This window comes from Allofournierella sp. CML151 (assembly GCF_027853465.1).
Taxonomy (GTDB): domain Bacteria; phylum Bacillota; class Clostridia; order Oscillospirales; family Ruminococcaceae; genus Allofournierella.
The window spans coordinates 15,029-37,917 of sequence record NZ_JAPNNW010000005.1; the positions used below are offsets into that span (position 1 = coordinate 15,029).

At 57.6% G+C, this 22,889-nt stretch carries 17 protein-coding genes and 1 tRNA gene; 9 read left to right on the forward strand and 9 right to left on the reverse strand.

All coding sequences use genetic code 11. The features are described from left to right. Window positions 1-211: 211 nt before the first annotated feature. The 3 genes from PH256_RS05155 to PH256_RS05165 form a co-directional block, all read right to left on the reverse strand. A complete protein-coding gene (locus PH256_RS05155) occupies window positions 212-1,795 on the reverse strand; it encodes an ABC transporter substrate-binding protein (protein ID WP_087182832.1) in 1,584 nt (527 codons plus the stop codon). A 65-nt stretch (window positions 1,796-1,860) separates the two neighbouring features. After that, window positions 1,861-2,826, reverse strand: coding sequence for a carbohydrate ABC transporter permease (locus PH256_RS05160; protein ID WP_087182833.1), 966 nt, complete (start codon window positions 2,824-2,826; stop codon window positions 1,861-1,863). 17 nt (window positions 2,827-2,843) lie between these two features. Further along, window positions 2,844-3,818, reverse strand: a complete 975-nt coding sequence (locus PH256_RS05165) for an ABC transporter permease (RefSeq protein WP_087182834.1) — start codon at window positions 3,816-3,818, stop codon at window positions 2,844-2,846. Between the two features lie 329 nt (window positions 3,819-4,147). Between PH256_RS05165 and PH256_RS05170 the strand changes: the two genes are divergently transcribed. After that, on the forward strand, window positions 4,148-5,173 hold the full coding sequence (locus PH256_RS05170) for a LacI family DNA-binding transcriptional regulator (protein WP_270913248.1): 1,026 nt from the start codon (window positions 4,148-4,150) through the stop codon (window positions 5,171-5,173). A 6-nt stretch (window positions 5,174-5,179) separates the two neighbouring features. Here the strand turns inward: PH256_RS05170 and PH256_RS05175 are convergent, their stop codons facing one another. After that, a complete protein-coding gene (locus PH256_RS05175) occupies window positions 5,180-5,902 on the reverse strand; it encodes a GntR family transcriptional regulator (RefSeq protein ID WP_270913249.1) in 723 nt (240 codons plus the stop codon). A gap of 24 nt (window positions 5,903-5,926) precedes the next feature. Next, window positions 5,927-7,666 (reverse strand): class I mannose-6-phosphate isomerase, encoded by a 1,740-nt coding sequence (locus PH256_RS05180; protein WP_270913250.1) that lies wholly within the window; start codon window positions 7,664-7,666, stop codon window positions 5,927-5,929. Window positions 7,667-7,833: 167 nt separating this feature from the next. On the opposite strand from PH256_RS05180, the gene PH256_RS05185 reads away from it, so the two are divergent. Genes PH256_RS05185 through PH256_RS05200 form a run of 4 tightly spaced genes read left to right on the forward strand, consistent with a single transcriptional unit; the run spans window position 7,834 to window position 12,424 of the window. Beyond that, window positions 7,834-8,715 carry an ROK family protein gene (locus tag PH256_RS05185; RefSeq protein ID WP_270913251.1) on the forward strand — a complete coding sequence of 294 codons (882 nt, stop codon included), beginning with the start codon at window positions 7,834-7,836 and terminating at the stop codon, window positions 8,713-8,715. Between the two features lie 43 nt (window positions 8,716-8,758). Then, entirely contained in the window at window positions 8,759-10,243 is a 1,485-nt protein-coding gene (gene xylB, locus PH256_RS05190) for a xylulokinase (RefSeq protein WP_270913252.1), read from the forward strand. Between the two features lie 18 nt (window positions 10,244-10,261). Further along, window positions 10,262-10,903: a DUF4867 family protein gene (locus PH256_RS05195; protein WP_270913253.1), complete on the forward strand. Its 642-nt coding sequence runs from the start codon at window positions 10,262-10,264 to the stop codon at window positions 10,901-10,903. Between the two features lie 30 nt (window positions 10,904-10,933). Continuing rightward, window positions 10,934-12,424: an L-fucose/L-arabinose isomerase family protein gene (locus tag PH256_RS05200; protein ID WP_270913254.1), complete on the forward strand. Its 1,491-nt coding sequence runs from the start codon at window positions 10,934-10,936 to the stop codon at window positions 12,422-12,424. Between the two features lie 74 nt (window positions 12,425-12,498). On the opposite strand, the gene PH256_RS05205 is transcribed toward PH256_RS05200, so the two are convergent. Further along, complete coding sequence (locus PH256_RS05205; RefSeq protein ID WP_087182842.1) at window positions 12,499-13,869, reverse strand: citrate/2-methylcitrate synthase; 1,371 nt, start codon at window positions 13,867-13,869, stop codon at window positions 12,499-12,501. A 233-nt stretch (window positions 13,870-14,102) separates the two neighbouring features. On the opposite strand from PH256_RS05205, the gene PH256_RS05210 reads away from it, so the two are divergent. Continuing rightward, a tRNA-Tyr gene (locus PH256_RS05210) sits at window positions 14,103-14,188 on the forward strand. Window positions 14,189-14,271: 83 nt separating this feature from the next. On the opposite strand, the gene PH256_RS05215 is transcribed toward PH256_RS05210, so the two are convergent. Continuing rightward, complete coding sequence (locus tag PH256_RS05215) at window positions 14,272-15,420, reverse strand: tyrosine-type recombinase/integrase (protein ID WP_270913255.1); 1,149 nt, start codon at window positions 15,418-15,420, stop codon at window positions 14,272-14,274. Window positions 15,421-15,431: 11 nt separating this feature from the next. After that, window positions 15,432-15,689 carry a helix-turn-helix domain-containing protein gene (locus PH256_RS05220; RefSeq protein ID WP_087182622.1) on the reverse strand — a complete coding sequence of 86 codons (258 nt, stop codon included), beginning with the start codon at window positions 15,687-15,689 and terminating at the stop codon, window positions 15,432-15,434. A gap of 168 nt (window positions 15,690-15,857) precedes the next feature. On the opposite strand from PH256_RS05220, the gene PH256_RS05225 reads away from it, so the two are divergent. From PH256_RS05225 to PH256_RS05235, 3 genes are all read left to right on the forward strand, one after another. Further along, a complete protein-coding gene (locus PH256_RS05225) occupies window positions 15,858-16,445 on the forward strand; it encodes a helix-turn-helix domain-containing protein (RefSeq protein ID WP_270913257.1) in 588 nt (195 codons plus the stop codon). 354 nt (window positions 16,446-16,799) lie between these two features. Beyond that, a complete protein-coding gene (locus PH256_RS05230; RefSeq protein WP_270913258.1) occupies window positions 16,800-19,502 on the forward strand; it encodes a GH36-type glycosyl hydrolase domain-containing protein in 2,703 nt (900 codons plus the stop codon). 21 nt (window positions 19,503-19,523) lie between these two features. Beyond that, window positions 19,524-21,935, forward strand: coding sequence for a GH36-type glycosyl hydrolase domain-containing protein (locus tag PH256_RS05235; RefSeq protein ID WP_270913259.1), 2,412 nt, complete (start codon window positions 19,524-19,526; stop codon window positions 21,933-21,935). Between the two features lie 65 nt (window positions 21,936-22,000). Here PH256_RS05235 and PH256_RS05240 read toward each other — a convergent pair whose 3' ends face one another. Continuing rightward, the gene (locus PH256_RS05240; RefSeq protein WP_087182848.1) at window positions 22,001-22,747 is read right to left on the reverse strand and encodes an AraC family transcriptional regulator; all 747 of its coding nucleotides are present in this window, start codon (window positions 22,745-22,747) and stop codon (window positions 22,001-22,003) included. Window positions 22,748-22,889: the final 142 nt, after the last annotated feature.

The following is a 22,889-nucleotide window of genomic DNA, read 5'->3' on the forward strand; positions in this document are numbered from 1 at the left end:
AGAGAGTCCTCACTTCATGCATTTTTGTCCTGTGTGTGTTTATCAAAAAGGGCCGCCGCACGGCCGGGCCGGTGAAAACGTTGATCTTGACAATAATCTGTTCGATCAAAGGCGGCGGTGAAACGGAATGCCGCTTTCTGTGTTTTCTCCTGCCCGCGCGGTGCGGCGGCCTTATGTGGTGGATTGAATTGCGGTAAAAATTCCGATGGAATTATGCGGCGCTGCTGGCAGAAGTGCTCTCGGCAGCGGTGCTTTCAGCAGCGGAAGTGCTCTCGGCGGGAGCGCTCTCAGTGGTGGTGCCCTTGGTGGCCATGAAGGCGTCTACCTGCTCCTGGCACTGAGCAACGATTTCGTCGAAGCCGGCCTTGCGCATCTCGTCCATGATCTCGGGAACGATCTCATCGGTGGGACGGGTGCCGGACAGCAGCTCGCCCTTGTAGCGCTCGTAGATGGCAACGCAGTTGGCCAGCTGATCCTTGAAGGCGGAGGTGTCCAGGGTGAAGCCCAGCAGCACGGAAGCCTCGGCGTTCTCGTTCAGCTCCTTCACCTCGTCGTACTGGTTGAAATCGAACTCGTCGCTGGGAGTAACGGCGAAGAAGCTGCCCTGGGTGTAACCGGCCATGGTCCAGTCAGCATTGTTCTTGTGAACCCACTGCTTGGTGTCGTCGGTGTAATCCCAGTTGTCGCCCTGTACGCCGTAGTACAGCAGGTCACGTACGTAGGAATCGGTGTTTACCAGCTGCAGCAGCTCCAGAGCCTTCTCGGGGTAAGCGCAGTTGGCGGAGATGCAGTTGATGGAGCCGCGAACGGTGTCGTTGGAGATAACCGTGGGGCCAAGCTTGGTGGCCTGAGCGTCAACACCCATCTGGGGACCCCAGCTGGTGATGGCGGCGCCGGACCAGCCCTGTGCTACGCTGCAGGGCTTGTAAGCGTTCTCTTCGGGCTTGGTGGCAGCGTCAGAGTTGATGATGCCAGCCTGGTACCACTCGTGGAAGGTGTTCAGGGAAGCCTGGATGTCCGGCTGCTCCAGAACGGGAACAACGGTAGCGGTCTCGTCGTTGTAGCGAACGCCGATGGGCAGCAGGCCGGTGCCCATGTTGTCGTACTCAAAGGCAACCCAGGTGGCGCCGTTCTTGTTCATGGGGAAGGAAGCCTCACCCTTGGTGTCCTTCATGGCGGTCAGGGTGTCGGTCAGGGTGCCCAGGTCAGACATGGGCATAGCCTCGGGAATGGTGAAGCCGGTGCCTTCGGCCAGCTCCTTGTCCCAAACCAGGTACTCGGAGATGGAGGAGTCCTTGTAGGTGGGCACGCCGTACAGCTTGCCGTCGATCTCACAGGCATCCCAGTAATCCTCGGGGATGGAGGCATACAGCTCGGGGCTGGAGGTTTTGACCAGCTCGCTGATGTCGGCGAAAGCGCCGATGTGCACGTCGTTCACGTAGGTGTTCATGTTGGTGAACAGGATGTCGTACTCACCACCGGTGTTCACGATCACGTTGCGGCGGTTGTCCCAGTCGCCCCAGGAAACGACCTGAACGTCCAGATTGACGCCGATCTTCTCTTCCAGGTAGGGGTTGATCTGCTCCAGCCAGGCGTCGTAGTTGGTGGGCTGGCCGTTACCAACGGTAACCCAGGTCAGGTTGACCACTTCGCCGTCGGCAGCACCGGAGGTGGTGCCAGCGGTGCTGGCGGTGCTGGCGGTACCGGAGGTGGTGCCACTGCCGCCGCATGCGGCCATGCTCAGCGCCATAGCGCCGGCCATGCCCAGAGCAAGTGCTTTGTTGAGCTTTTTCATGTTGTTTCTCCTTTTCTGTTTTATAAAGTGATTCCGAATTGGAAAACCTTAAGAAAAACGATCCCTTAGCCCTTGACCGCGCCGATGGTCAGACCGGAAATGAAGTATTTCTGGAAGAAGGGGTAGGCGCAGGCGATGGGGATAACGATGATAACCGCGATGGCCATGCGCACGGATTCGGAGGGCATGGAGTTGCGGTACTGCTGCAGGCTCAGGCCGGCAGAGGGGTTGTTGGCGATGTAGTCCAGGTTCTTCATCATGTTGTTCAGAAGAGCCTGCAGGCTGACCAGGTTGTTCTTGGAGATGTACAAGCTGGACTGGAACCAGTCGTTCCAGTAGCCGAAGGTCAGGAACAGACCGATGGTGGCGAATACAGGCTTGGAGATGGGAATCACGATCCGGCCGAAGATGGTCAGCTGGGAAGCGCCGTCGATCTTGGCGGATTCGATGATGGAATCCGGTATGGTGGTGCGGAAGAAGGTCTTACAGATGATCACGTTGAAGCTTGAGACCGCCAGCGGCAGGATCAAGCACCAGATGGTGTCGTTCAGGTGCAGCATGTTGGCCACAACCACGTAGTTGGCAACCATGCCGCCGTTGAAGATCATGGGGATGAAGACCACCCAGTTGAAGAAGCCGCGCAGGCGGTACTGGGGGCGGGAGAGCACGTAGCCCATGCTGGTGGTCAGCAGCACGCCGATGATGGTACCCACCACGGTAACGATGACGGAGATCAGCAGCGCGTGGGAGATGGTGCCCCGCTCGTTCCACAAAAACTGGTAAGCGGCGGAGGAGAAGGTCTCAGGCCACAGAGCGTAGCCGTGGGTGCGAATGGATTCCTCCGAGCTGACCGAGATCATGATGACGTAGAAAACAGGGAACAGGCACACGAAGGAAAGCAGGGCAAACAGGGCGTTGAACGCAGCGTTGGTGGCCGGTTTGATCCGGTCCAGCTTGGCCGTGGCGCGGGCTTCCTCGCGCTCGATGGATTTTTGCTCCTTGCGGAGCTTGCGCTTTTCAGAAACGGTCATGATGCTCCTCCTTTCTCTTAGATGATGGCGCTGTCGGAATCCAGCTTGGAAACGATGAAGTTGGCCAGCAGGATGGTTGCGCAGCAGCATACCGCCTGGAACAGGCCGGCGGCCGCGATCTGGCCGATGGACATGCCGTTGGTGCGCAGGTTCTGGAAGATGAAGGTATCGAAGGTGCTGGCCACGTTGTACAGGGAGTTGGGCACGCCCTGGGTGACCTGGTAGAACAGGCCGAAGTCGGAGTAGAAGATCTTACCGATGTTCAGGATGAACATGATGATGATCATGGGCTTGATGGAGGGGATGGTGATGTACTTGGCCTGCTGCCACTTGGTGGCGCCGTCCAGCAGGGCGGCCTCATACAGGGTGCCGTCGATGCCGGTGATGCTGGCCAGGTAAACCACCATGTTGTAGCCCAGAGACTTCCAGGTGGACATGAAGGCCAGAATGAAGGGCCAGTAGATGGGGGCCGAGTACCACATGACCTTTTCGCCGCCCAGAGCGGTGATGATGTTGTTGGCCAGGCCCTTGTCGGGATTCAGGAAGGCGTATACGAAGTAGCTGACCACGACCCAGGACATGAAGTAGGGGAAGAACATCATGGTCTGGTAGCACTTCGAGGCGAACTTGGAGTACAGCTGGTTGATGATGATCGCCAGGGTGACCGGAATCACCAGGTTGATGACGATGAACACCAGGTTGTACAGCAGAGTGTTGCGCAGCAGCATGCCGAAGGTGTTGCTGCTCAGGAAGAAATTGAAGTTTTGGAACCCGCACCAGTCACTCTGGAACAGGCTGGCTAAGAAGCCTTTGCCGGGGGCCAGTCTGAAATCCTTGAAGGAAATGATCAGGCCGAACATCGGCAGGTAGCAGAACACGGCGAACCAGATGGTTGCGGGCAGACCGAGCAGGGTGAGCTCCGTGTCGTCGCGGGTCCAGCGCCTGTGTTTGGGTCGTGCCTGGGCGGAGGCAGCGGTCTTCTCCTTTTTCATGTGGGCACTCCTTTCAGTTGATCGATCATGCGGAAAAACGGTTGACAACCATTAACGATAGTTAACATGTTAATCACGCATGTTTTCATTTGTTAGCTTAATATTAACCTGTCTCCAGAGGGTTGTCAACCGGCAAACTGCACAAGTTTCAAGACTTTTTGTTGACATTACTTCAATTTTGTGAATAATCCATAAAAATTAAATGAAGTTTTTGAGCAGAAAAAGGAATCTGGTTAACACGTGTTAATAAATGTATTGTGTTTCGAGTTTAGATAAGGTATAATTATAAAAAGCAAAACTGAATGCGAAAAAAACGGGAGTGTAGCATCATGTGTAAACCAACCATGCAGGACATTGCGGACGCATTGTCAACTTCCCGCGTTTCGGTGTGGAAGGCGCTGAACAACCGGCCCGGCGTATCGGATGCGCTGCGCCAGCAGATTCAGGAAAAGGCACGGGAAATGGGCTACTGGCAGCCTGCGGCGGCCCCTGCGGCGGTGCAGGAGCCCAGTCACGGCCGTACGGTGGCGGTGGCGGTGTGCCGGCCGGAATCGTCACTGTTCTGGATGCAGATCATCCACCAGATCGCAAAGGATCTGTCGAGGAAAGATGTTAATCTGATGTATACCTACCTGCCCACCGGGTACAGGGAAGGATACACCCTGCCCTCCAGCCTGACCGACGGCTCGGTGGAGGGAATCATCGTGCTCAATGTTTACTCTCCGCCCATCTTCCAGATGCTGGCGGACCTTCCGCTGCCCAAGGTCTACCTGGATACCATCCCGTCCATGCCCTTTGACCGGCTGAACGGGGACCTTCTGCTCATCGAAGGCCGGGAGCCCATCCGCCGCATTACCAGCCGTTTGCTGGACAAGGGATACACCCGGCTGGGATTTTTGGGCGACGTTAACTACGCCCAGACCAACACCGACCGCTACCGCGGTTTTCTGGATGCATTTGCTGAGCGTGGCATTACCCCCGACCCGGCCCTTTCCATGACAGGTGCTCTGGGGCTGCGCACCCACTACGAGGAGCTCAGCCATTTCCTGGACAAGCTGCCGGTTCAGCCGGACGGGTTTGTATGTGTGAGCGACTACATCGCCCATTTTATTCAGCGCTACTACGAGGAGCACGGCGTGGAAGCGGGCCGCGTTCCGGCGCTGACAGGCTTTGACAACAACGCCGAGTATCTGAACGTGGCCGAGCGCATCACCACGGTGGAGGTGCGCCCCAAGACCCTGGGGGCCCGGCTGGCCAGCAAGATTTTGTTCCTGCTGGAGCACCCGGGCCTGGCCCAGGAGGTCAGCTATGTGTTCTCGGACGTGTTGTATCGGGGTGCGCTGGCCGGGGAGTAAGCCCGGTCAGCGGTCCACCTCGATCAAAAAACTGCTGCTGCCTGCGGGGTAGTAGCTCTCGGTATATTCCACCCGCTTTCCGTCGCCGGTCAGGCCGGTGGAGGTGATCAGAATGGTCGGTTCAAAGGGGCTGATCTCCAGCTGTGCCGCCACCTCGGCGGGCGGCGGTACCACCTCCAGCCGGCGGCTGGCGTGGCGTACCTCCAGCCCGCGGCCGGCCATCACTTCATAGAAGGAAAGGTCGGTGAAGTCCAGCTGGGCCATGTCCGGAAAGAGCTTGTGGGGCACGTACAGCGTGGTGTAAACCACGGGCGCGTTGTTCCGGTAGCCCTCCAGGTGACGCAGCCGGACCAGCCGGGTCACCTTTGCCCCGGCTGGCAGCTGCAGTTCCCGGGCTGCCGCCTCGGGCGCCCGCTCCACCGCCAGATCCAGCACACGGGTGCGCAGGGTGCGGTGGTTTTTTTCGCTCTCGGCCCGGTAGCCGGTGACGAACCGGGTGGACTCGTGGGCCACCTTGGGCTCGGTCACAAAGGTGCCCCGGCCCTTGACGCGCATCAGCCAGCCCTCCCGGGCCAGCGTGTCCAGCGCCTGGCGCAGGGTGGGGCGGCTGACGCCCAGCAGGGCGCACAGCTCATTTTCTGTGGGGATCTGGCTCCCCACCGGGTATTCACCGGACTGGATGCGGCCGCGGATGTACTCCGCGGCCTGCTCGTGCAGCGCTTGTGCCATAATTGATGTCTCCTTTTGCGTGGGTCAGCCGCGCACGCAGGCGGCAATGACCTTGACCGGTGCGCCGTCCGGGGCCTCGATGCGATAGTCGCCCGCGGCCTGGGGCAGGATGCAGGTCTCGCCGTAGTGCAGCTCCATGGGAGCAAAGGCTCCGCTGGGGCTGGTCAGCAATGCCCGCTCGCCGTCCACCAGGTTCAGCACGTGGACGCTGCCGTTGCGCGGCATGTCGGCGGTTCGGTCGGTGGTGATGCGGAAGGTGTCGATGAACTCCCGCTCGTGCAGGCCGGTGCGCTCCAGGGTGGTGTGCTCGTCCTGCTTCAGCACCCGGGCCTGATGAATCAGATTTTCGCTCACCCATTTGGTGTCCCGGTCCCACTGGATGTTGGCCATGCCGTGGTCCAGATGGATGGGCCGGGGCTTGCCGTCCAGATCCAGGCGGCCCCAGTCCCACATCTTGAAGGTGAAGATGTAGGGAGTGGAGCTGATCTCCAGCACCATGGTGCCCGCGCCGGAGCAGTGGATGGTGCCCGCGGGAATCAGCACATGGTCGTGCTTTTTCACCGGGAAATTGTTGATGTATTTTTCGGCCGGGAAGGGCGCTTCGCCCGCCTGGGCGCGGCGCAGGTCGGCCTCCATGGCGGCCGGGTCCACACCCTCCTTGACGCCCAGCCAGACCGAGGCGTTCTCGTCGGCGTCCAGGATGTAGTAGCTCTCGTCCTGGGTGTAGTTCATATGGAAGTTCTGCTGGATGTACTCGGTCAGGGGATGTACCTGCAGCGACAGGTTCTGCCCGCCCACTGTATCCAGCATATCAAACCGGATGGGGAATTCCTTGCCGAACCGTGCGTGTACCCGCTCGCCCAGCAAGGCGCGGGGCTGCTGCAGCACCAGGTTCAGCGCGGGAGTCTGGATCAGATGGCCGCCGAAATCCAGCAGCAGGCTGTTTTCCTCGGGCACGCCGTCGAAGCTCCAGGCGTAGTTGCTGCCGTTCTCCGGCAGGGCAAAGTGGTCCTTCATCCAGTGACCGCCCCAGACACCCGGGTCAAAGTAGGGTACCATCCGGAAGGGACGGCGGGCGGTCTGACGCAGCGCTTCCCGGTAGGAGGCACCGTCCACCATGGCAGGGCTGCCCTCGGTGGTCATGTCCAGATAGAAATCCATGGTGTTCAGCAGGTGATCCTTTTCCCGGTCCGCCCAGCGCCACTCGGCAAAGAAGCCGCGCTTGTACTTTTTCAGCTTGGGCAGGTCGGTCTGGGCGGTGCGCCAGTTGCTCATGCCCCGGCGGTACCGCAGCTGGATTTCCCAGCGGGTGATGTCCGCCACCACCTGCACATCACCGGGATGCACCAGTGTGGCGCCCACGCCATAAACCAGCACCAGCCCGGCGGGCGCTTCCTGAATGTGACGGCGAACCTCAGCCAGCTTGTCTTCATAGAAGAAATCCTTCAGCCGGCGGGTCGTCATGATGCCGAATACCGGGTCATTGGGCAGCAGGTCCTGCTCCAGGGCGGCATCCAGCTTTTCCGGCTCAAAGGCCAGGTCATCGCTGTGGATCACCAGCACCGGCTCCAGGCCGGTCAGTCCCTCCAGCAGCTCCTGCTGGTCCACGCCGGGGTAGCACTCCACAGTGAGCACCCGCTTGCCTTCGGCGGCGGCGCGCAGCATGGGCATGATCTGCGCAAAGCCCTCGGCCAGCCGCGCCTCGGGGCAGTTGACCTCCACGTGGGGGTACAATACATAATTACCGGATCGTACTTTTTCCATTGGAAACGCCTCCTCGCTTTTGCTGTGCTTACAGCATAGGCGTTTTTTTTGAGCATGTCAATACATTTTGACTATTTTGAAGAAAAAGTGGTCGATTTGTATTTACAAATATTCGGCAGATGCGTATACTGAAGCAAGAAGCATCACATAAGGAAGGACGATAGTGTATGAATACTCCGTTGCTTTGCCTGGACGTGGGCGGAACCGAGATCAAGGGCGCAGTGGTCTGCGACGGGCGGCTGCTGACCCCGCTGCGGCATTTCCCCTCCCGCTCCCACGAGGACCGGGAAACCCTGCTGCAGAATTTTACCTCCATCATCCGGGCACTGCTGAACGAGCCCGGCGCCCCGAAAGCGGTGGGCGGGCTGCGGCTGGCATTCCCCGGCCCCTTTGATTACCCGAACGGCATCTGCCTGGTACAGGGGCTGGACAAGTACGACGCGCTGTACGGCGTGAGCCTGCGCAAGGAGCTGTTCGACCGGCTGCCCGGTCTGCTGAAAAGCCCGGAGGACATCCGCTTTATCAATGATGTGGCGGCCTTTGCCCTGGGCGAGACCCATTACGGCGATGCGCGGGGCAGCGCCCGGTCCATGTCGGTGTGCATCGGAACCGGCTGCGGCAGCGCCTTCTGCGTGGGCGAGGGCCTGGCGCCGGATGGCATCCCCGGTGTGCCCAGGGGCGGCGAGATTTACCCCACGCCGTTTCTGGGCAAATGCATCGACGATATCGTCTCCAAGCGTGGTCTGGTGGAGCTGACCGGCCAGCGGCTGGGCGAGCCGATGGAGGGCGCGGCGCTGGCGGCCCGGGTTGCGGCGGGCGACGAGCAGGCAGCCGCCTGCTTTCTGGAATTCGGCGGCCGCCTGCACGACGCGCTGGAGCCCTTCCTGCGCCAGTTCCGGCCGGAATGCCTCTGCGTGGGCGGTCAGATCACCCGCAGTTTCTCCATGTTCGGCGGCCCGCTGCAGGACCTCTGCCTGGAATTGGGGACCAAGCTCTTCGTGGCGGCGGACACCTCCGAGCTGGCCATGGCGGGCCTGTGCACCCTGTAAACGAGACAATTTTCGGATTTGAACGGAAAGGCGGCGCATTGCAATGTATTATATCGGCGTGGACCTGGGCACCTCGGCCTGCAAATTCCTGCTCGTGGATGAGGCGGGCCAGGTTTGCCGGGAGCTCACCCGCGAATATCCTCTCTCCATGCCCAAGACCGGCTGGAGCGAACAGGACCCGGCGCTCTGGTGGCAGGCCTGCCTGAGCGGCATCCCCGCCCTGCTGGAGGGCTTCGACGCGGCCCAGGTACAGGGCATGGGCATCGGCGGCCAGATGCACGGCCTGGTGGCACTGGACAGTGAGGGCCAGGTGCTGCGCCCGGCCATCCTCTGGAACGACGGCCGCACGGCGGAGCAGACCGAATATCTGAATACTGTAATCGGCAAAAAGGAGCTGAGCCGCCTCACCGGCAACATCGCCTTTGCCGGATTCACGGCCCCCAAGCTGCTCTGGATGCGCGAGCAGGAGCCGGAGCTGTTCGGGCGTATCGCCAAAATTCTGCTGCCCAAGGATTATCTGGTCTGGAAACTGACCGGCTGCTTCTCCACCGATTATTCGGACGCCTCCGGTATGCTGCTGCTGGACGTGGAGCACAAGTGCTGGAGCGAGGAGATGTGCCGCATCTGCGGCGTGAAGCCGGAATGGCTGGCCGAGCTGCACGAAAGCTGGCAGGAGGTGGGCTGCCTGCAGCCCCAGGCCGCCCGGGCGCTGGGCCTGCCCGAAGGGGTGAAGGTCTGCGCCGGTGCGGGCGACAACGCGGCCGCCGCCATCGGCACCGGTACGGTGGGCGAGGGACGGTGCAACATCAGCCTGGGCACCTCCGGCACCATCTTCATCAGCCGGGAGCGCTTCGGCGTGGATGAGGCCAACGGCCTGCACGCCTTTGCCCATGCGGACGGCGGCTGGCATCTGATGGGCTGCATGCTGTCCGCCGCATCCTGCAACAAGTGGTGGATGGATGAGATTCTGAAGGTGAGCTCGGCGGATTATCCCGCCGAGCAGGCCCCCATTGCCCGGGAAAACCTGGGCCGCAATTCGGTATACTTTTTGCCCTATCTGATGGGCGAGCGCAGCCCCATCAACGACACCAACGCCCGGGGCACCCTGATCGGCATGAGCATGAACACCACCCGGGCCGACATCACCCAGGCGGTGCTGGAGGGCGTGGCCTTCGCCATCCGGGATTCCTTCGAGGCTGCCCGCTCGGCGGGTGCGGTGATTCCCCGGTCCGGCTTGTGCGGCGGCGGCGCCAAGAGCCCCCTGTGGGGTACCATTCTGGCCAACGTGCTGGGCATCCCGCTGGACCTCCCGGTCACCGAGCAGGGCCCCGGTTACGGCGGCGCGCTGCTGGCGATGGTCTGCTGCGGCCGTTTCGCCTCGGTGCGCGAGGCCGCAGACACACTGGTCCATGTGAGCCGGACCATCCAGCCGGACCCGGAGCTGACCGCCCGGTACGAGGAGCGTTATCAGAAGTTCCGCCGGATTTACCCGGCCTGCAAAGAGCTGTTCGGCGCGCTGGCGGATTGAGAAAGGAAGGAAGCAAGTATGACGATTTATCCGGTCACTTCGCCGGAATTTGCCCGGTACGGCCGGGTGATTTCCGGTTACGAGGGCGAGTGCGCCGCCATCACCGGTGCGCTGAACGCCCACACCCCGCTGCCCGAAGCCACCGGCTACGTGCCGGAGGAGCCGGCCCTGCAGCAGTTGCCCCAGGCCCAGGTGCTGGGCGGCTCGCTCTACGGCGGCATGCCGGTGCAGTTCGGCTGGTGCAACGGCCACAACACCCGGCTCAACTGCCTGGAATACCACCGGGACAGTGAGTTCAACCTGGGCACCGAGGACTTTATCCTGCTGCTGGCAAAGCAGGAGGAGATTGAAAACGACCAGCTGGATACCGCCAGGGTCAAGGCCTTCCGGGTCCCGGCGGGTGTGCTGGTGGAGGTCTACGCCACCACCCTGCATTACGCCCCCTGTCACACCGACCCGGCCAAGGGCTTCCGGGTGATGGTGGCCCTGCCCAAGGGCACCAACACCGATAAGCCGGAGCTGCCGGTTCAGGGCGGCGACGACGCCTGGCTGTGGGCCTGCAACAAGTGGCTGCTGGCCCATCCCGATTCGGACGAAGCCCGTCAGGGGGCAGCCGCCGCCCTGGTGGGAGAAAATATCGACATTGCCGCTGCATTGTAATTGGTAATAAGAAAAGAGGAGGAATCTGTCATGCAGTCTGCAAACATTCCCGAGGTGCGCCTGGGCATCGTGGCGGTCAGCCGCGACTGCTTCCCGATCGCGCTGTCCACCCAGCGCCGTCAGAACATCGCCGCCGCCTGCAAGGCCAAGGGCCTGGACCTCTACGAGTGCCCCGTTACTGTGGAGAACGAGAACGACATGAAGAAGGCGGTGGCCGATCTGCGGGCCGCCGGCTGCAACGCGCTCACCGTGTTCCTGGGCAACTTCGGCCCCGAGACCCCCGAGACGCTGCTGGCCAAATACTTCCATGGCCCCTGCATGTTCGTGGCGGCCGCTGAGGGCGACGGCGACCTGATCAACGGCCGCGGCGACGCCTACTGCGGCATGCTGAACTGCTCCTACAATCTGGGCATGCGCCACCTGAAGGCCTACATCCCCGAGTACCCGGTGGGCACCGCCGAGGAGCTGGCGGACAAGATGGCCGAGTTCGTGCCCGTGGCCCGGGCCATTCTGGGCGTGCGCGGGCTGAAGATCATCACCTTTGGTCCCCGCCCGCAGGATTTCTTTGCCTGCAACGCTCCCATCAAGGGCCTGTATGAGCTGGGCGTGGAAGTGGAGGAGAACTCCGAGCTGGATCTGTTGGTGGCCTACCGCAAGCACGCCAACGACCCCCGCATCCCGGAGGTTTGCGCCGACATGGCTGCCGAGATGGGCGAGGGCAAATACTATCCCGATCTGCTGGCCCGGATGGCACAGTTCGAGCTGACCCTGCTGGACTGGGCTGAGGAGCACAAGGGCAGCCGCAAATATGTGGCCTTTGCGGACAAGTGCTGGCCTGCCTTCCCCGAGGAGTTCGGCTTCGAGCCCTGCTATGTGAATTCCCGTCTGGCCGCCCGGGGCATCCCGGTGGCCTGCGAGGTGGACATCTACGGTGCGCTGAGCGAGTATATCGGCCTGTGCGTCAGCGGCGACGCGGTCACCCTGCTGGATATCAATAACAGCGTGCCCGGCTATATTTATAAGGAAGACATCGCCGGCAAGTTCGATTACAGCCTCACCGATACCTTCATGGGCTTCCACTGCGGCAACACTCCCTCCTGCAAGATGTGCGCCGACCGTGCGGTGAAGTACCAGCTGATCCAGCACCGCCTGCTGGAGCCGGAAGGCAGCGAGCCGGACTTCACCCGCGGCACCCTGGAGGGCGACATCGCACCCTCCGACATCACCTTCTACCGCCTCCAGTGCGACAGCGAGGGCGTGCTGCGGGCCTACATCGCCCAGGGCGAGGTGCTGCCGGTGGCCACCCGCAGCTTCGGTGGCATCGGCGTGTTCGCTATCCCCGAGATGGGCCGCTTCTACCGCCATGTGCTGATCCAGAAGCGCTACCCCCACCACGGAGCCGTGGCCTTCGCCCACTGCGGCAAGGCCCTGTTCGAGGTGTTCAAGTATCTGGGTGTTCAGGACATCGCCTACAACCAGCCCAAGGCGCTGCCCTATCTCACCGAGAATCCCTTCGCCTGATTGAAAACAGTGTAAACGAAAAGACCCGGTTCCGAGCGGAACCGGGTCTTTTGCGGATTGTTTGAAAGAGATGCTCAGGTACGCTTTTCCAGAGGAACGTATTCCCGGCGGGGCTGCACCGCCATGTAGGCCGGGCGGATGATCTTGCCCATGTTGATCAGCTCCTCCATGCGGTGGGCGCTCCAGCCCGCCACACGGCCCATGGCGAACAGCGGGGTGAACAGCTCGGTGGGCAGGCCCAGCATCCGGTACACAAAACCGCTGTAGAAGTCCACATTGGCGGAAACACCCTTGTAGATGCGGCGCTTTTCCGCGATGACCTGGGGAGCCAGCCGCTCCACCGCCGCATACAGGGCGTATTCCTTGTGCAGGCCTTTTTCGTCGCTCAGCCGCTCCACAAAGCTGCGCAGAATCTGGGCGCGGGGGTCGCTGACCGAGTAGACCGCGTGGCCCATGCCGTAAATCAGGCCGCTCTTGTCGAACCGCTCGCCCGCCAGAAGACCCGCCAGATAATCCTTGATGGCGTCCTCGTCCTCCCAGTCGGTGAGGGTGGCCTCCATGTCCTCGAACATGCGCACCACCTTGATGTTTGCGCCGCCGTGACGGGGACCCTTCAGGCTGGCCAGCGCCGCGGCCATGCAGCTGTAGGTGTCGGTGCCGGAGCTGGTGACCACGTGGGTGGTGAAGGTGGAGTTGTTGCCGCCGCCGTGCTCGGCGTGCAGCACCAGGCACAGATCCAGAATGCGGGCCTCCAGCGGGGTGTACTGACCGTCCGGCCGGAGCAGGGTGAGAATGTTCTCTGCGGTGGAAAGCTCGGGCCGGGGCGTGTGGATGTAAAGGCTTTTTCCATTTAAATAGTAATTATAGGCCTGGTAGCCGTAAACCGCGATCAGCGGGAAGATGGCGATCATGTCGATGCACTGGCGGATCACGTTGGGCAGGCTGATGTCGTCCGGCCGTTCGTCGTAGCTGGCCATGGTGAGTACGCACCGGGCCAGAGTGTTCATCATGTCCGGACTGGGGGCTTTCAGAATCACATCCCGCACAAAGTTGGTGGGCAGGCTGCGGTAAAAGGCAAGCTGGCGGTTGAACTGCTCCAGCTGGGCCGCGTCCGGCAGCTGGCCGAACATGAGCAGATAGGCCGTCTCCTCAAAGCCGAAGCGGCCGTCGTTCAGAAAGCCGCTGGTCAGCTGCTGGATGGAGTAGCCCCGGTAATACAGCTCGCCCGGACAGGGCTGCTGCTCGCCGTTCACCGTCTTGCTGCTGATGATCTCGCTGATCTCGGTGAGGCCGGCCAGCACGCCGGTGCCGTCCAGATCGCGCAGGCCGCGCTTGACGTTGTAGCGGACGTAATCGTCCCGGTTGATCTGGCTGTTGGCCAGGCAGACCTGTGCCAGCCGCTCAATAGCGGGGGTGACGCGGGAGTATTCGGAAATTTCAGCCATGGCAGTATGCCTCCTTTGCGTGGGGTGGAGGGGCCGCCGCCGGGGCGGGGCAAAACCCTATTTATTTAGTATAGCATAAAAGTAGCGTGCTGAACAGACCAAAGAAAAAAGCCTCGAAAAAGGGGGGCGAAAAAAAGAAAAAATTTTTTTCAAAAAGGGGTTGATTTTTCCGAAAACGCTTGGTATAATAATCAAGCACTCAGCGATGAGGCGCAACTGAATAACTGATATGTGGGAGTGTTCCCGAGCGGCCAATGGGGGCAGACTGTAAATCTGTTGCATTTTTGCTTCGGTGGTTCGAATCCACCCGCTCCCACCAACAAAAAGCCTTGCAGAATCTCGATTCTGCAAGGCTTTTTGCTTTCTGGACCACGTTTTGGACCACACTTCCGGTAGAATCCTTCATGGCGTCAGATAGCGCCCCAGAATCTGATCAACTTCATTTGCAATACGGGAGTCGTCATCGGTGAGTTTGTGCGCGTATACGCCGCGCGTGTCCATGCTGGCGGATTGACCGCACAATCGGCGCAGATCACCCTCACGAAGGTTTTGCGCCAGGGAAATGAAGGTGTGGCGCATTTCATAGCAGCTGATGGCTGTAATGCCGTTTGAACGTGCGTAGGACTTCCATTGATGATAGCGGCTCTGTTGATTCAAAGCGGGAAATAGAGGGCTGTCAGGCGTTGTGGGCATGCCCAGGGAATGGAGCAGGGACAGCTGCTGATCGATGAGGATTCGGGCGAATGTATTGAGACCAAAGGTGCGGCGCGCATTCTGATTTTTGCCCTTTGTCTTTTCTCCGTAGCGATTGATGGCCCGCTGAATATGAAGCTTATCGCCGTCGATATCGCCGATATGAAGGCCCATCAGTTCGCCGGGGCGCAGCCCGGTGACCACTGCAAACCGATAGGCATAAATCTGGTCATCAAAAACACGCTCACCACGCACAAGACGTGTATCCACACGAAAAAGGGTTTGAAGCTCTTCCGGTTGAAGAATTTCCTTTTTCTGCTTCTCAGCGCAGGTACGCACCTCCGGACCTTCCAGAACCAGATCGGTAAAGTCGTTGATGCGGCACCACTTGACGAATTGTTGCTCGGTGTTGCGAAGGCCTCGGAGCGTTTTCAGACTGAGTGGACCCTTGGGCGGGCGTGTGGGATGTGGCTGTAAACATCCTTTTTGTGCGGAGAGATTCAGGACCCGCTGCAGATGTCCTTCGTTCAGACGGGAAATTTTCAGGTTCCCGCAGACAGGAAGGATATAGTTTCTGCCGAACTTTCGGGTTTGCTCCAGTGTACTGGTGCCAACACGTTTTTCTTCCTGCAGGTACAAAAGGAAACTGTCCCACAATTCCGATACCAGAGGATCACAATTTTCATAGGAAAGGCCGGCGCTTCGTTTCCAGCTGTCAGCTTTCCGTTCGGCTTCCTTTTTCCCTCGCAAGCCGGGAACGGTGCTGTAGAAGGTTTTTCGTTCCCCATTCCGCTGTGCGTTTACCCGCCAGCGCTTTCGGCCCGGTTCCCACCGGGCCTCTACTTTTTTCGTTTGCATTGCAGTACTCCTCATTTGGAACAGGCACGGCCAGGAGTGCGGCTGGGATAGTTCTCCTGGGCAAAGAAGTACCGGTAGTAGTCCGATTCCTGAATGCTCAGGCGAGCGGCCATTCGATTGATTTCATTCACACGGAAGAAGCTGCGCCCGGCCATTCGATCTGTCATGGTGGCATCCGCAATACCGGCAATTTCAGCCAGCTCCTTCTGGTTGATGTTTTCCCGGATCATCCGGCACCGCAATTCGGCAAAAGTTTTCTGCGTACGCATGATTGAATCTCCTTTCATTATCAAAAAAGTTAATTACAATGTAGAGTATAATTAACGAAAAAGATAATGTCAATAGGGAGAAATTCACTTAAATGTTAATTTTCTGTTGCGGAATTGGGCAATATGCAATAGAATAGAAGAGAGACAACGAGAGAAGGGGGATAAGACGTGAACATTGGAGAAAAAATACGCAGGATTCGCTCTTTTCGCGGAATGACACAAAAAGAATTGGGTATTGCCCTGGGGCTAAAAGGCGATCCTCAGACGCGAATTGCGCAATATGAGACGGGTTATCGGGTTCCCAAGCGGGATCTGATTCTCCGGATGGCAGAGGTGCTGGATGTTTGCGTGTGTGCCCTGGATTCAGAGAACGAAGGCAGTTCGACGGTGATGATTGAAATGCTTTTCTGGGCAGACGTGGAGTCGCCGTCGATCTTAACGCTGGCAACGGCCAAGCGGAATGACAAAAAATATAATTCCGTGATGGGATATGAGATTGAATACACAGATAATGATGACTGGATGCCCCGAGAACCCACCATGCTGTGGTTCAATCATATCATTGTGAATGATGCGCTCAGGGAGTGGGCGATCCGTCAGCAGGAATTGCGGGATAAGATCATTACGCGGGACGAGTATTTTGAATGGAAGCTCCAGTGGCCCTATTCCTGCGATGACTGCGGCCGCGTGGAGCCGGTGAAGAAGTGGAGAGGAACAACGGGTCGGTTGTGGAGAAATAGTGATTCGATGAGATGAACATATAAAGTTAATATATTTTAGCTGGCACAGCTACTAGCTATAGTTCGCTATATGTGGATAATAGCATGGGATGATCAGAGTTGTGTATGCTGCTTTCTAGGAAAAATCCGAACTGTTTCTTTACAGAAATCAGTTCGGATTTTTATTTTAGCGAAAATTAAAGTGATGAGTTGTTTCAAAAAGTAACCTTCTGAATGTCACGGATTTGACATTTTTGACCTTTTTGTTGTTTATTCTGTTTAAAAATTTGGTTATGATGATATGCACATAAGGTGCGATGAAAAAGGTTAAAGAAGAAAGCCCGGTATTGTCGCAGCAGCCAAACGAAAAACAATAAACAAACAAGGAGGAATGGCTTTGCAACGTCCATGTTTTATTGATGAAGATGCCAGCTTTGTAATGGAGTGCCCGGAGGAAATCAGTCAGCTATATTTTCCGTTGGCATCGGAGACCGGTCTGAAAAGTTGTGTGTCGCCAGATTTGGGCGGTGATGCAAAGCTGTGCCAGGAAACTTTTTTACTGGAACCGGTTAGCGTCGAAAATCTGCATAATAACCGTTCCACACGGAATTTTTGGATGGTTGATTCCGACGGTGTTGCGGTTTCTCTGACAGGAGCTTCAGCAATGCAGCAGGCAACTCGGTTTACGCCGAATCAGGATAGCAGCCGACTGACGGCAGGTCTGATGTGGCATACGCTGGAGCGTACGGTATGTAGTATAGGCGTTCATGCAAAGATGACCAGCTTTGTGCCGGTACAGGATAATGTGGAGATCCTGTCGGTGACGGTAAAGAACTATACGGAGAAGACTCGCCGGTATGTTCCGTATGCTGCGATCCCATTGTATGGGCGCAGTGCGGACAATCTTCGGGACCACAGGAATGTGACGTCGATGCTTCATCGAATCCACACAACAGAGCATGGTGTTCTGGTTTGCCCGACGATGTCGTTTGATGAACGGGGCCACAGACCGAATCATAAGGTCTATTATGTGTTGGGATATCAGGAGAATGGTCAGAAGCCGGAAGCGTTCTATCCCACGGTTGAGGAATTCATCGGAGAAGGTGGAACTTTTACCCGTCCCCGTGCTGTATGCGAGGCCTATCTGGGCGTTCCCGCGGGCACTTCCCGTGCAGGACGCGAGGCGATGGGCGCTTTCCGCTTCCCTGCAATCGAGCTGGCTCCTGGGGAAAGCTGCCGGTTTGTGCTGCTTCTTGGGGTAGAAGATAGTAGTGCAGATGTTGATGCGATTTTCACCCGGTATAATTCCGTTGCAAAAATCGATCAAGTGCTTGAGCAGACGAAGCGCTACTGGAAGCAAAAGGTTAATGTGGCCTTTTCTACCAATAATGCTGACAGAGACCGGCTGATGAAGTGGATCTGTTTCCAGCCCTATCTGCGGCGGCTATTTGGCTGTTCGTTTTTGCCGCATCACGATTATGGCCGCGGCGGCCGGGGCTGGCGCGACCTGTGGCAGGACTGTTTGTCACTTTTGCTGATGGAACCCGGTCAGGTAGGGCAGATGATCGAAGCCAATTACGGTGGTGTTCGCGTGGATGGTACGAATGCTACGATCATCGGTGCGGGCGATGGTAATTTTATTGCAGACCGCAACGGTATTGCCCGAGTATGGATGGACCATGCGCTGTGGCCTCAGATGACCACAAAGTTGTATATTGACCAAACCGGCGACAGCGGAATACTGGAACGTGTGGCCCCCTATTTCAAGGACCCTCAGGCAATGCGCGGGAATGGAATCGATGATACATGGACCCCGGATGAGGGCAATTGGCAACGTACAGCAGCGGGCGAGATCTACCAAGGGACAATTCTGGAGCATCTGCTGGTGGAGCAACTGACTGCATTTTATGATGTGGGCGAGCATAATCTGTATCGTTTGCGCGGTGCGGACTGGAACGACGCACTGGATATGGCAGCGGAACGGGGCGAGAGCGTTGCGTTTACCTGTGCGTATGCGGGGAATCTGCGCGAGCTGGCGGAAATGATTCAGACAATGGATAAAGCATGCCCTGGGCGTGAGATTGAATTGCTGGAGGAGCTGGCGATCCTGCTGGGCGGAGAGAAGCAGGATTATGACGATATTCAGAGCAAGCAGGAGCGGCTGAAAAACTATCTGGATCGCTGCCGTTTCACAGTGAGCGGACAGAGAATGCGGGTCAAGCTATCCGATCTGGCGGAAGATCTGCAGCGGCGCGCAGATTGGCTGACGGAGCATTTGCGCCGGCAGGAATGGATCGATCATGGAGAAGAGGGCTGGTTTAACAGCTACTACGACAACGACGGACAGGCTGTGGAGGGGATCTTCCCCTCGGGGGTCCGCATGATGCTCACTGGTCAGGTGTTTGCGATCATGGGAAAGGTTGCAGACGACGGGCAGATCAAGCAGATCACCCGGAGTGCGGACCATTACCTCTATCGTCCCGAGATCGGCGGATACCGGCTGAACACAGATTTTAACGAGTTGAAATTCAATTTGGGGCGCATGTTCGGATTTGCGTATGGCGAGAAGGAGAACGGGGCTGTTTTTTCTCATATGGCAGTTATGTATGCGAATGCGCTTTATCGCCGCGGTTTTGCAAAAGAGGGCTGGAAGGTTCTCAAAGCTCTGGCGGATGCAGCACTTCACTTTGAAAGCAGCCGGATTTACCCGGGCATTCCCGAATATTTTTCTGCAGATGGCCGAGGAATGTACAACTATCTGACCGGTGCGGCCAGCTGGTTCATGCTGACGATGATCACCCAGGTGTTTGGCGTAAGAGGCCAGGAAGGCAATCTGCTTCTGGAGCCGAGACTGACCGCCGAGCAGTTTGACCAGAACGGAACTGCGCAGGTGAGCCTGCAGTTCGCAGGATGCCCCTTGACGATTCGTTATCACAATGCGGAGGGCAAGGAATACGGCGAGTATGGGATCGCTTCGGCGTGCTGCGGCGAACAGATGTTGACGCAGGATATGCAGGGAAGGATCGTGGTGCCCCGGGAACAGATCGAACGGCTTGGAGCAGCAGGCGGCGTGATCGATGTGAAACTTGTTTAAAAACGAAGGATGGGATTTCAGATGAAGTATGGATATTTTGATGATTTGCAGCGGGAATATGTAGTGCAGCGGCCGGATACGCCTGCACCCTGGGTAAACTACCTTGGGTCTCCGGAATACGGCGCGATCGTTTCCAATAATGCGGGTGGCTACAGCTTTGCAAAATCCGGCGCAAACGGGCGAATCCTGCGGTATGTATTCAACCAGTTTGATCAGCCGGGCCGTTATCTCTATCTGCGAGATAATGCCAGCGGAGATTTCTGGTCTGCTTCGTGGCAGCCTGTGGGGAAAGACCTGGAGAAGTACCACTGCGAGTGCCGCCATGGCATGGGCTACACTCGGATGCTGGCCGAATACAGCGGGATTCAGTCAGAGGCAGTGTACTATGTGCCGAAGGACAGTGCTCATGAGGTGTGGGAGCTGACGGTGACCAACCGTTCGACGGAACGGCGGGAGCTGACGCTGACCGGCTATGCGGAGTTCACCAACCATAGCAATTATGAGCAGGATCAGGTTAACCTGCAGTACTCGCTGTTCATCAGCCGGACCTTGTTTGACACCAATCGGATCATGCAGCAGATTCATGGCAATTTGGATGCACAGGCGGCCGATGAGATGGTGGACGGAAAGACCGTTACCGAACGCTTTTTTGGCTTGGCGGGCGATCAGGTTGCTTCCTACTGTGGAGATAAGGATGCGTTCCTTGGGCGTTATCACACATATGGAAACCCGAAGGGGGTTGCATCCGGAGACCTTGGAAATGTGCTCAGCTACAATGAAAATTCCTGTGGGGCGCTTTCCTGCGTTGTGGAACTGGAACCTGGTGAAAGCCGCACGATCGCCTTCCTGTTGGGGATGAAGACCTCTGCAAAGGCGGCAGAGCTGCTGCAGGGCTACCGGAATGCCGCGGAGCGCTGCGAGAAAGAGCTGAAGGAGCTGAAGGAAGAATGGTATGGACGCCTGGACCATCTTCGGGTCGATACACCGGACCCGGCCTTCAACACGATGATCAACACATGGAATGCCTATAACTGCTTTATTACATTTGTGTGGTCCCGCGCGGCTTCCTTCATTTACTGCGGCCTGCGCAATGGTTACGGATATCGGGACACCGTGCAGGATATTCAGGGGATTATTCATCTGGAACCGGAGATGGCACGCGAGAAGATCCGCTTCATGCTGTCTGCCCAGGTGGATAACGGCGGCGGGCTGCCGCTGGTGAAGTTTACCCATAATCCTGGCCATGAAGATACCCCGGACGATGCTTCGTATGTGGCAGAGACCGGGCATCCTGCCTATCGTGCGGACGACGCGCTGTGGCTGTTCCCCACGGTATACAAGTATGTGGCGGAAACTGGCGACAAGGAATTTCTGGATCAGGTGATCCCTTTTGCAAATCGAGATGAGGGCACCGTGTACGAACATCTGAAGCGTGCGGTTCAGTTTTCTCTGGCTCATCTGGGGCCTCACGGTCTGCCGGCCGGATTGTATGCGGACTGGAACGATTGCTTGCGATTGGGAGCAAACGGTGAATCCACCTTTGTGGCGCTGCAGTTTTACTACGCACTGCGCATCCTGAAATACTTTGCGGAGGATCGTGGGCAGCAAGAGGATTGCCGTTGGCTGGAAAATGAACTGGAGGAAGCGGGCAAAAAAATTCAGGCGCTGTGCTGGGATGGTGACCGCTTCATTCGTGGCTTTACAGAAGAAGGTGAACGCATCGGTGCTGCTCAGGACCCGGAGGCGAACCTGTGGCTGAACCCCCAGAGCTGGGCGGTAATCAGTGGGCTGGCTAGTGAGGAACAGGCGGATGAAGCAATGCGTAAGGTGTTCGATCGACTGAATACTCCATACGGAGCGGTTCTGATGGATCCGCCTTATCATGCACATGCTTTTGATGGTGCGTTGGCGGTCATTTATAACCCTGGAACAAAAGAGAACGCGGGCATCTTCTCGCAGTCGCAGGGCTGGCTGATCTTGGCGGAGGCTCTGCTCGGGCACGGAGAACGTGCGTTCCGTTATTTCACGGAAAATGCGCCGGCGGCGCAAAATGACCGGGCAGAGATCCGTCGCTTGGAGCCTTATTGCTATGGTCAGTTTACGGAAGGGCCTGCCAGCAAGCATTTCGGACGTTCGCAAGTGCATTGGCTGACGGGTACCGCTTCCACGGTGATGGTTGGCTGTGTGGAAGGAATTCTGGGCCTTCGGCCGGATCTGAATGGCCTGCGCCTGGCACCTGCGGTGCCGAAGCAGTGGAAGTCGTTTACAATGGAGAAGGACTTCCGCGGTCGGAAGCTGCATATCCGTGTGGAAAATCCGAATGGGAAAGAATCCGGCTTTGCCTCTTTGCGTGTCAACGGGCAGGAGCTTGATTCCAATTACATTCCGGAGAAGCTGCTGACTGCAGAGAATGAGATCCTGCTGGTTCTTTAAGCGGATAGGATAAAAAATCCCGCCGGGCGGTCAGCCCGGCGGGATTTTTGCAGTTATCAAAAGCATTAATCCTCCCAGGGGTTCAAGCGGCTTACATCCCGATATTTTTTGGGAGTCATTCCGGTAACTTCGCGGAATTGCTGGATAAAATGGCTTTGGGAGGAAAACGCCAGCTGGTTGGCAATGTCGATCATGGAGCTGTCGCTGAAGCGCAGCAGATTTTTGGCCATGTTGATTTTCTGTTGGCGAATATATCCGCTGACGGAAGTTCCGGTTTCTTTTTTAAAAAGGCGGGAAAGATAGCTGGGAGAAACCCCCAGTTCGTCGGCCAGGTCTTCAATGGTGATGCGCTCTTTGATGTGAGCGTAAATGTATTCTTTGCCCGCGTTGATATGCTTGGAATTGGTGTCGTTGCGCAGATGCTTGCGCATCTTTTTGGTGAAATCCATCACCATATCATCGTGCAGCTGACAAACCGCATTCACGGAGTGAAGATCGTCCAGCTTTTGAATATAGAAATCGCTGAGTCGAAAAGCCTGCTCCAGCTCCATGCCGCTTTGAACACAAAGCCGGGTGATCATAGCGGTGGTTATGACGAGGTGATATTTCAGGTTGAGTACGGGGTCGCGAGACAGCTGCCCTACCCCTTCCTCCTGGCTGAAACGGCCCGATTCGCAGTTGCGGCGCACATAATCCACATTTCCACTGGCTACTGCATGATAAAACTGATATTCCTCACTGGGGTTTCGGTGTTCCATTTCATCGATCTCGTCATTGGCTTCCAAAAGAAGCCACTCCTTCTGATAGCTCATAATTGCCCCCTTTTTGTGCTGGGAGGATGGTTAAATCTGTCCGGTGCAGAAAACTAGGTCGGAAGTTAATATAGAATATTTTATTTTATTATACTATGAAACTAGAGTGGTAGCAATGAAATCAGAGTGGCTGAAGCTGAGA

What these genes read in the sequence shown, in the direction of transcription:
- PH256_RS05160 (WP_087182833.1), bottom strand. Translation starts at nt 2,826, where the DNA reads ATGACCGTTTCTGAAAAGCGCAAGCTCCGCAAGGAGCAAAAATCCATC.
- PH256_RS05235 (WP_270913259.1), top strand. Translation starts at nt 19,524, where the DNA reads ATGAAGTATGGATATTTTGATGATTTGCAGCGGGAATATGTAGTGCAG.
- PH256_RS05215 (WP_270913255.1), bottom strand. Translation starts at nt 15,420, where the DNA reads ATGCAAACGAAAAAAGTAGAGGCCCGGTGGGAACCGGGCCGAAAGCGC.
- PH256_RS05220 (WP_087182622.1), bottom strand. Translation starts at nt 15,689, where the DNA reads ATGCGTACGCAGAAAACTTTTGCCGAATTGCGGTGCCGGATGATCCGG.
- PH256_RS05170 (WP_270913248.1), top strand. Translation starts at nt 4,148, where the DNA reads ATGTGTAAACCAACCATGCAGGACATTGCGGACGCATTGTCAACTTCC.
- PH256_RS05165 (WP_087182834.1), bottom strand. Translation starts at nt 3,818, where the DNA reads ATGAAAAAGGAGAAGACCGCTGCCTCCGCCCAGGCACGACCCAAACAC.
- PH256_RS05180 (WP_270913250.1), bottom strand. Translation starts at nt 7,666, where the DNA reads ATGGAAAAAGTACGATCCGGTAATTATGTATTGTACCCCCACGTGGAG.
- PH256_RS05155 (WP_087182832.1), bottom strand. Translation starts at nt 1,795, where the DNA reads ATGAAAAAGCTCAACAAAGCACTTGCTCTGGGCATGGCCGGCGCTATG.
- PH256_RS05200 (WP_270913254.1), top strand. Translation starts at nt 10,934, where the DNA reads ATGCAGTCTGCAAACATTCCCGAGGTGCGCCTGGGCATCGTGGCGGTC.
- PH256_RS05240 (WP_087182848.1), bottom strand. Translation starts at nt 22,747, where the DNA reads ATGAGCTATCAGAAGGAGTGGCTTCTTTTGGAAGCCAATGACGAGATC.
- PH256_RS05185 (WP_270913251.1), top strand. Translation starts at nt 7,834, where the DNA reads ATGAATACTCCGTTGCTTTGCCTGGACGTGGGCGGAACCGAGATCAAG.
- PH256_RS05230 (WP_270913258.1), top strand. Translation starts at nt 16,800, where the DNA reads ATGGCTTTGCAACGTCCATGTTTTATTGATGAAGATGCCAGCTTTGTA.
- xylB (WP_270913252.1), top strand. Translation starts at nt 8,759, where the DNA reads ATGTATTATATCGGCGTGGACCTGGGCACCTCGGCCTGCAAATTCCTG.
- PH256_RS05205 (WP_087182842.1), bottom strand. Translation starts at nt 13,869, where the DNA reads ATGGCTGAAATTTCCGAATACTCCCGCGTCACCCCCGCTATTGAGCGG.
- PH256_RS05175 (WP_270913249.1), bottom strand. Translation starts at nt 5,902, where the DNA reads ATGGCACAAGCGCTGCACGAGCAGGCCGCGGAGTACATCCGCGGCCGC.
- PH256_RS05195 (WP_270913253.1), top strand. Translation starts at nt 10,262, where the DNA reads ATGACGATTTATCCGGTCACTTCGCCGGAATTTGCCCGGTACGGCCGG.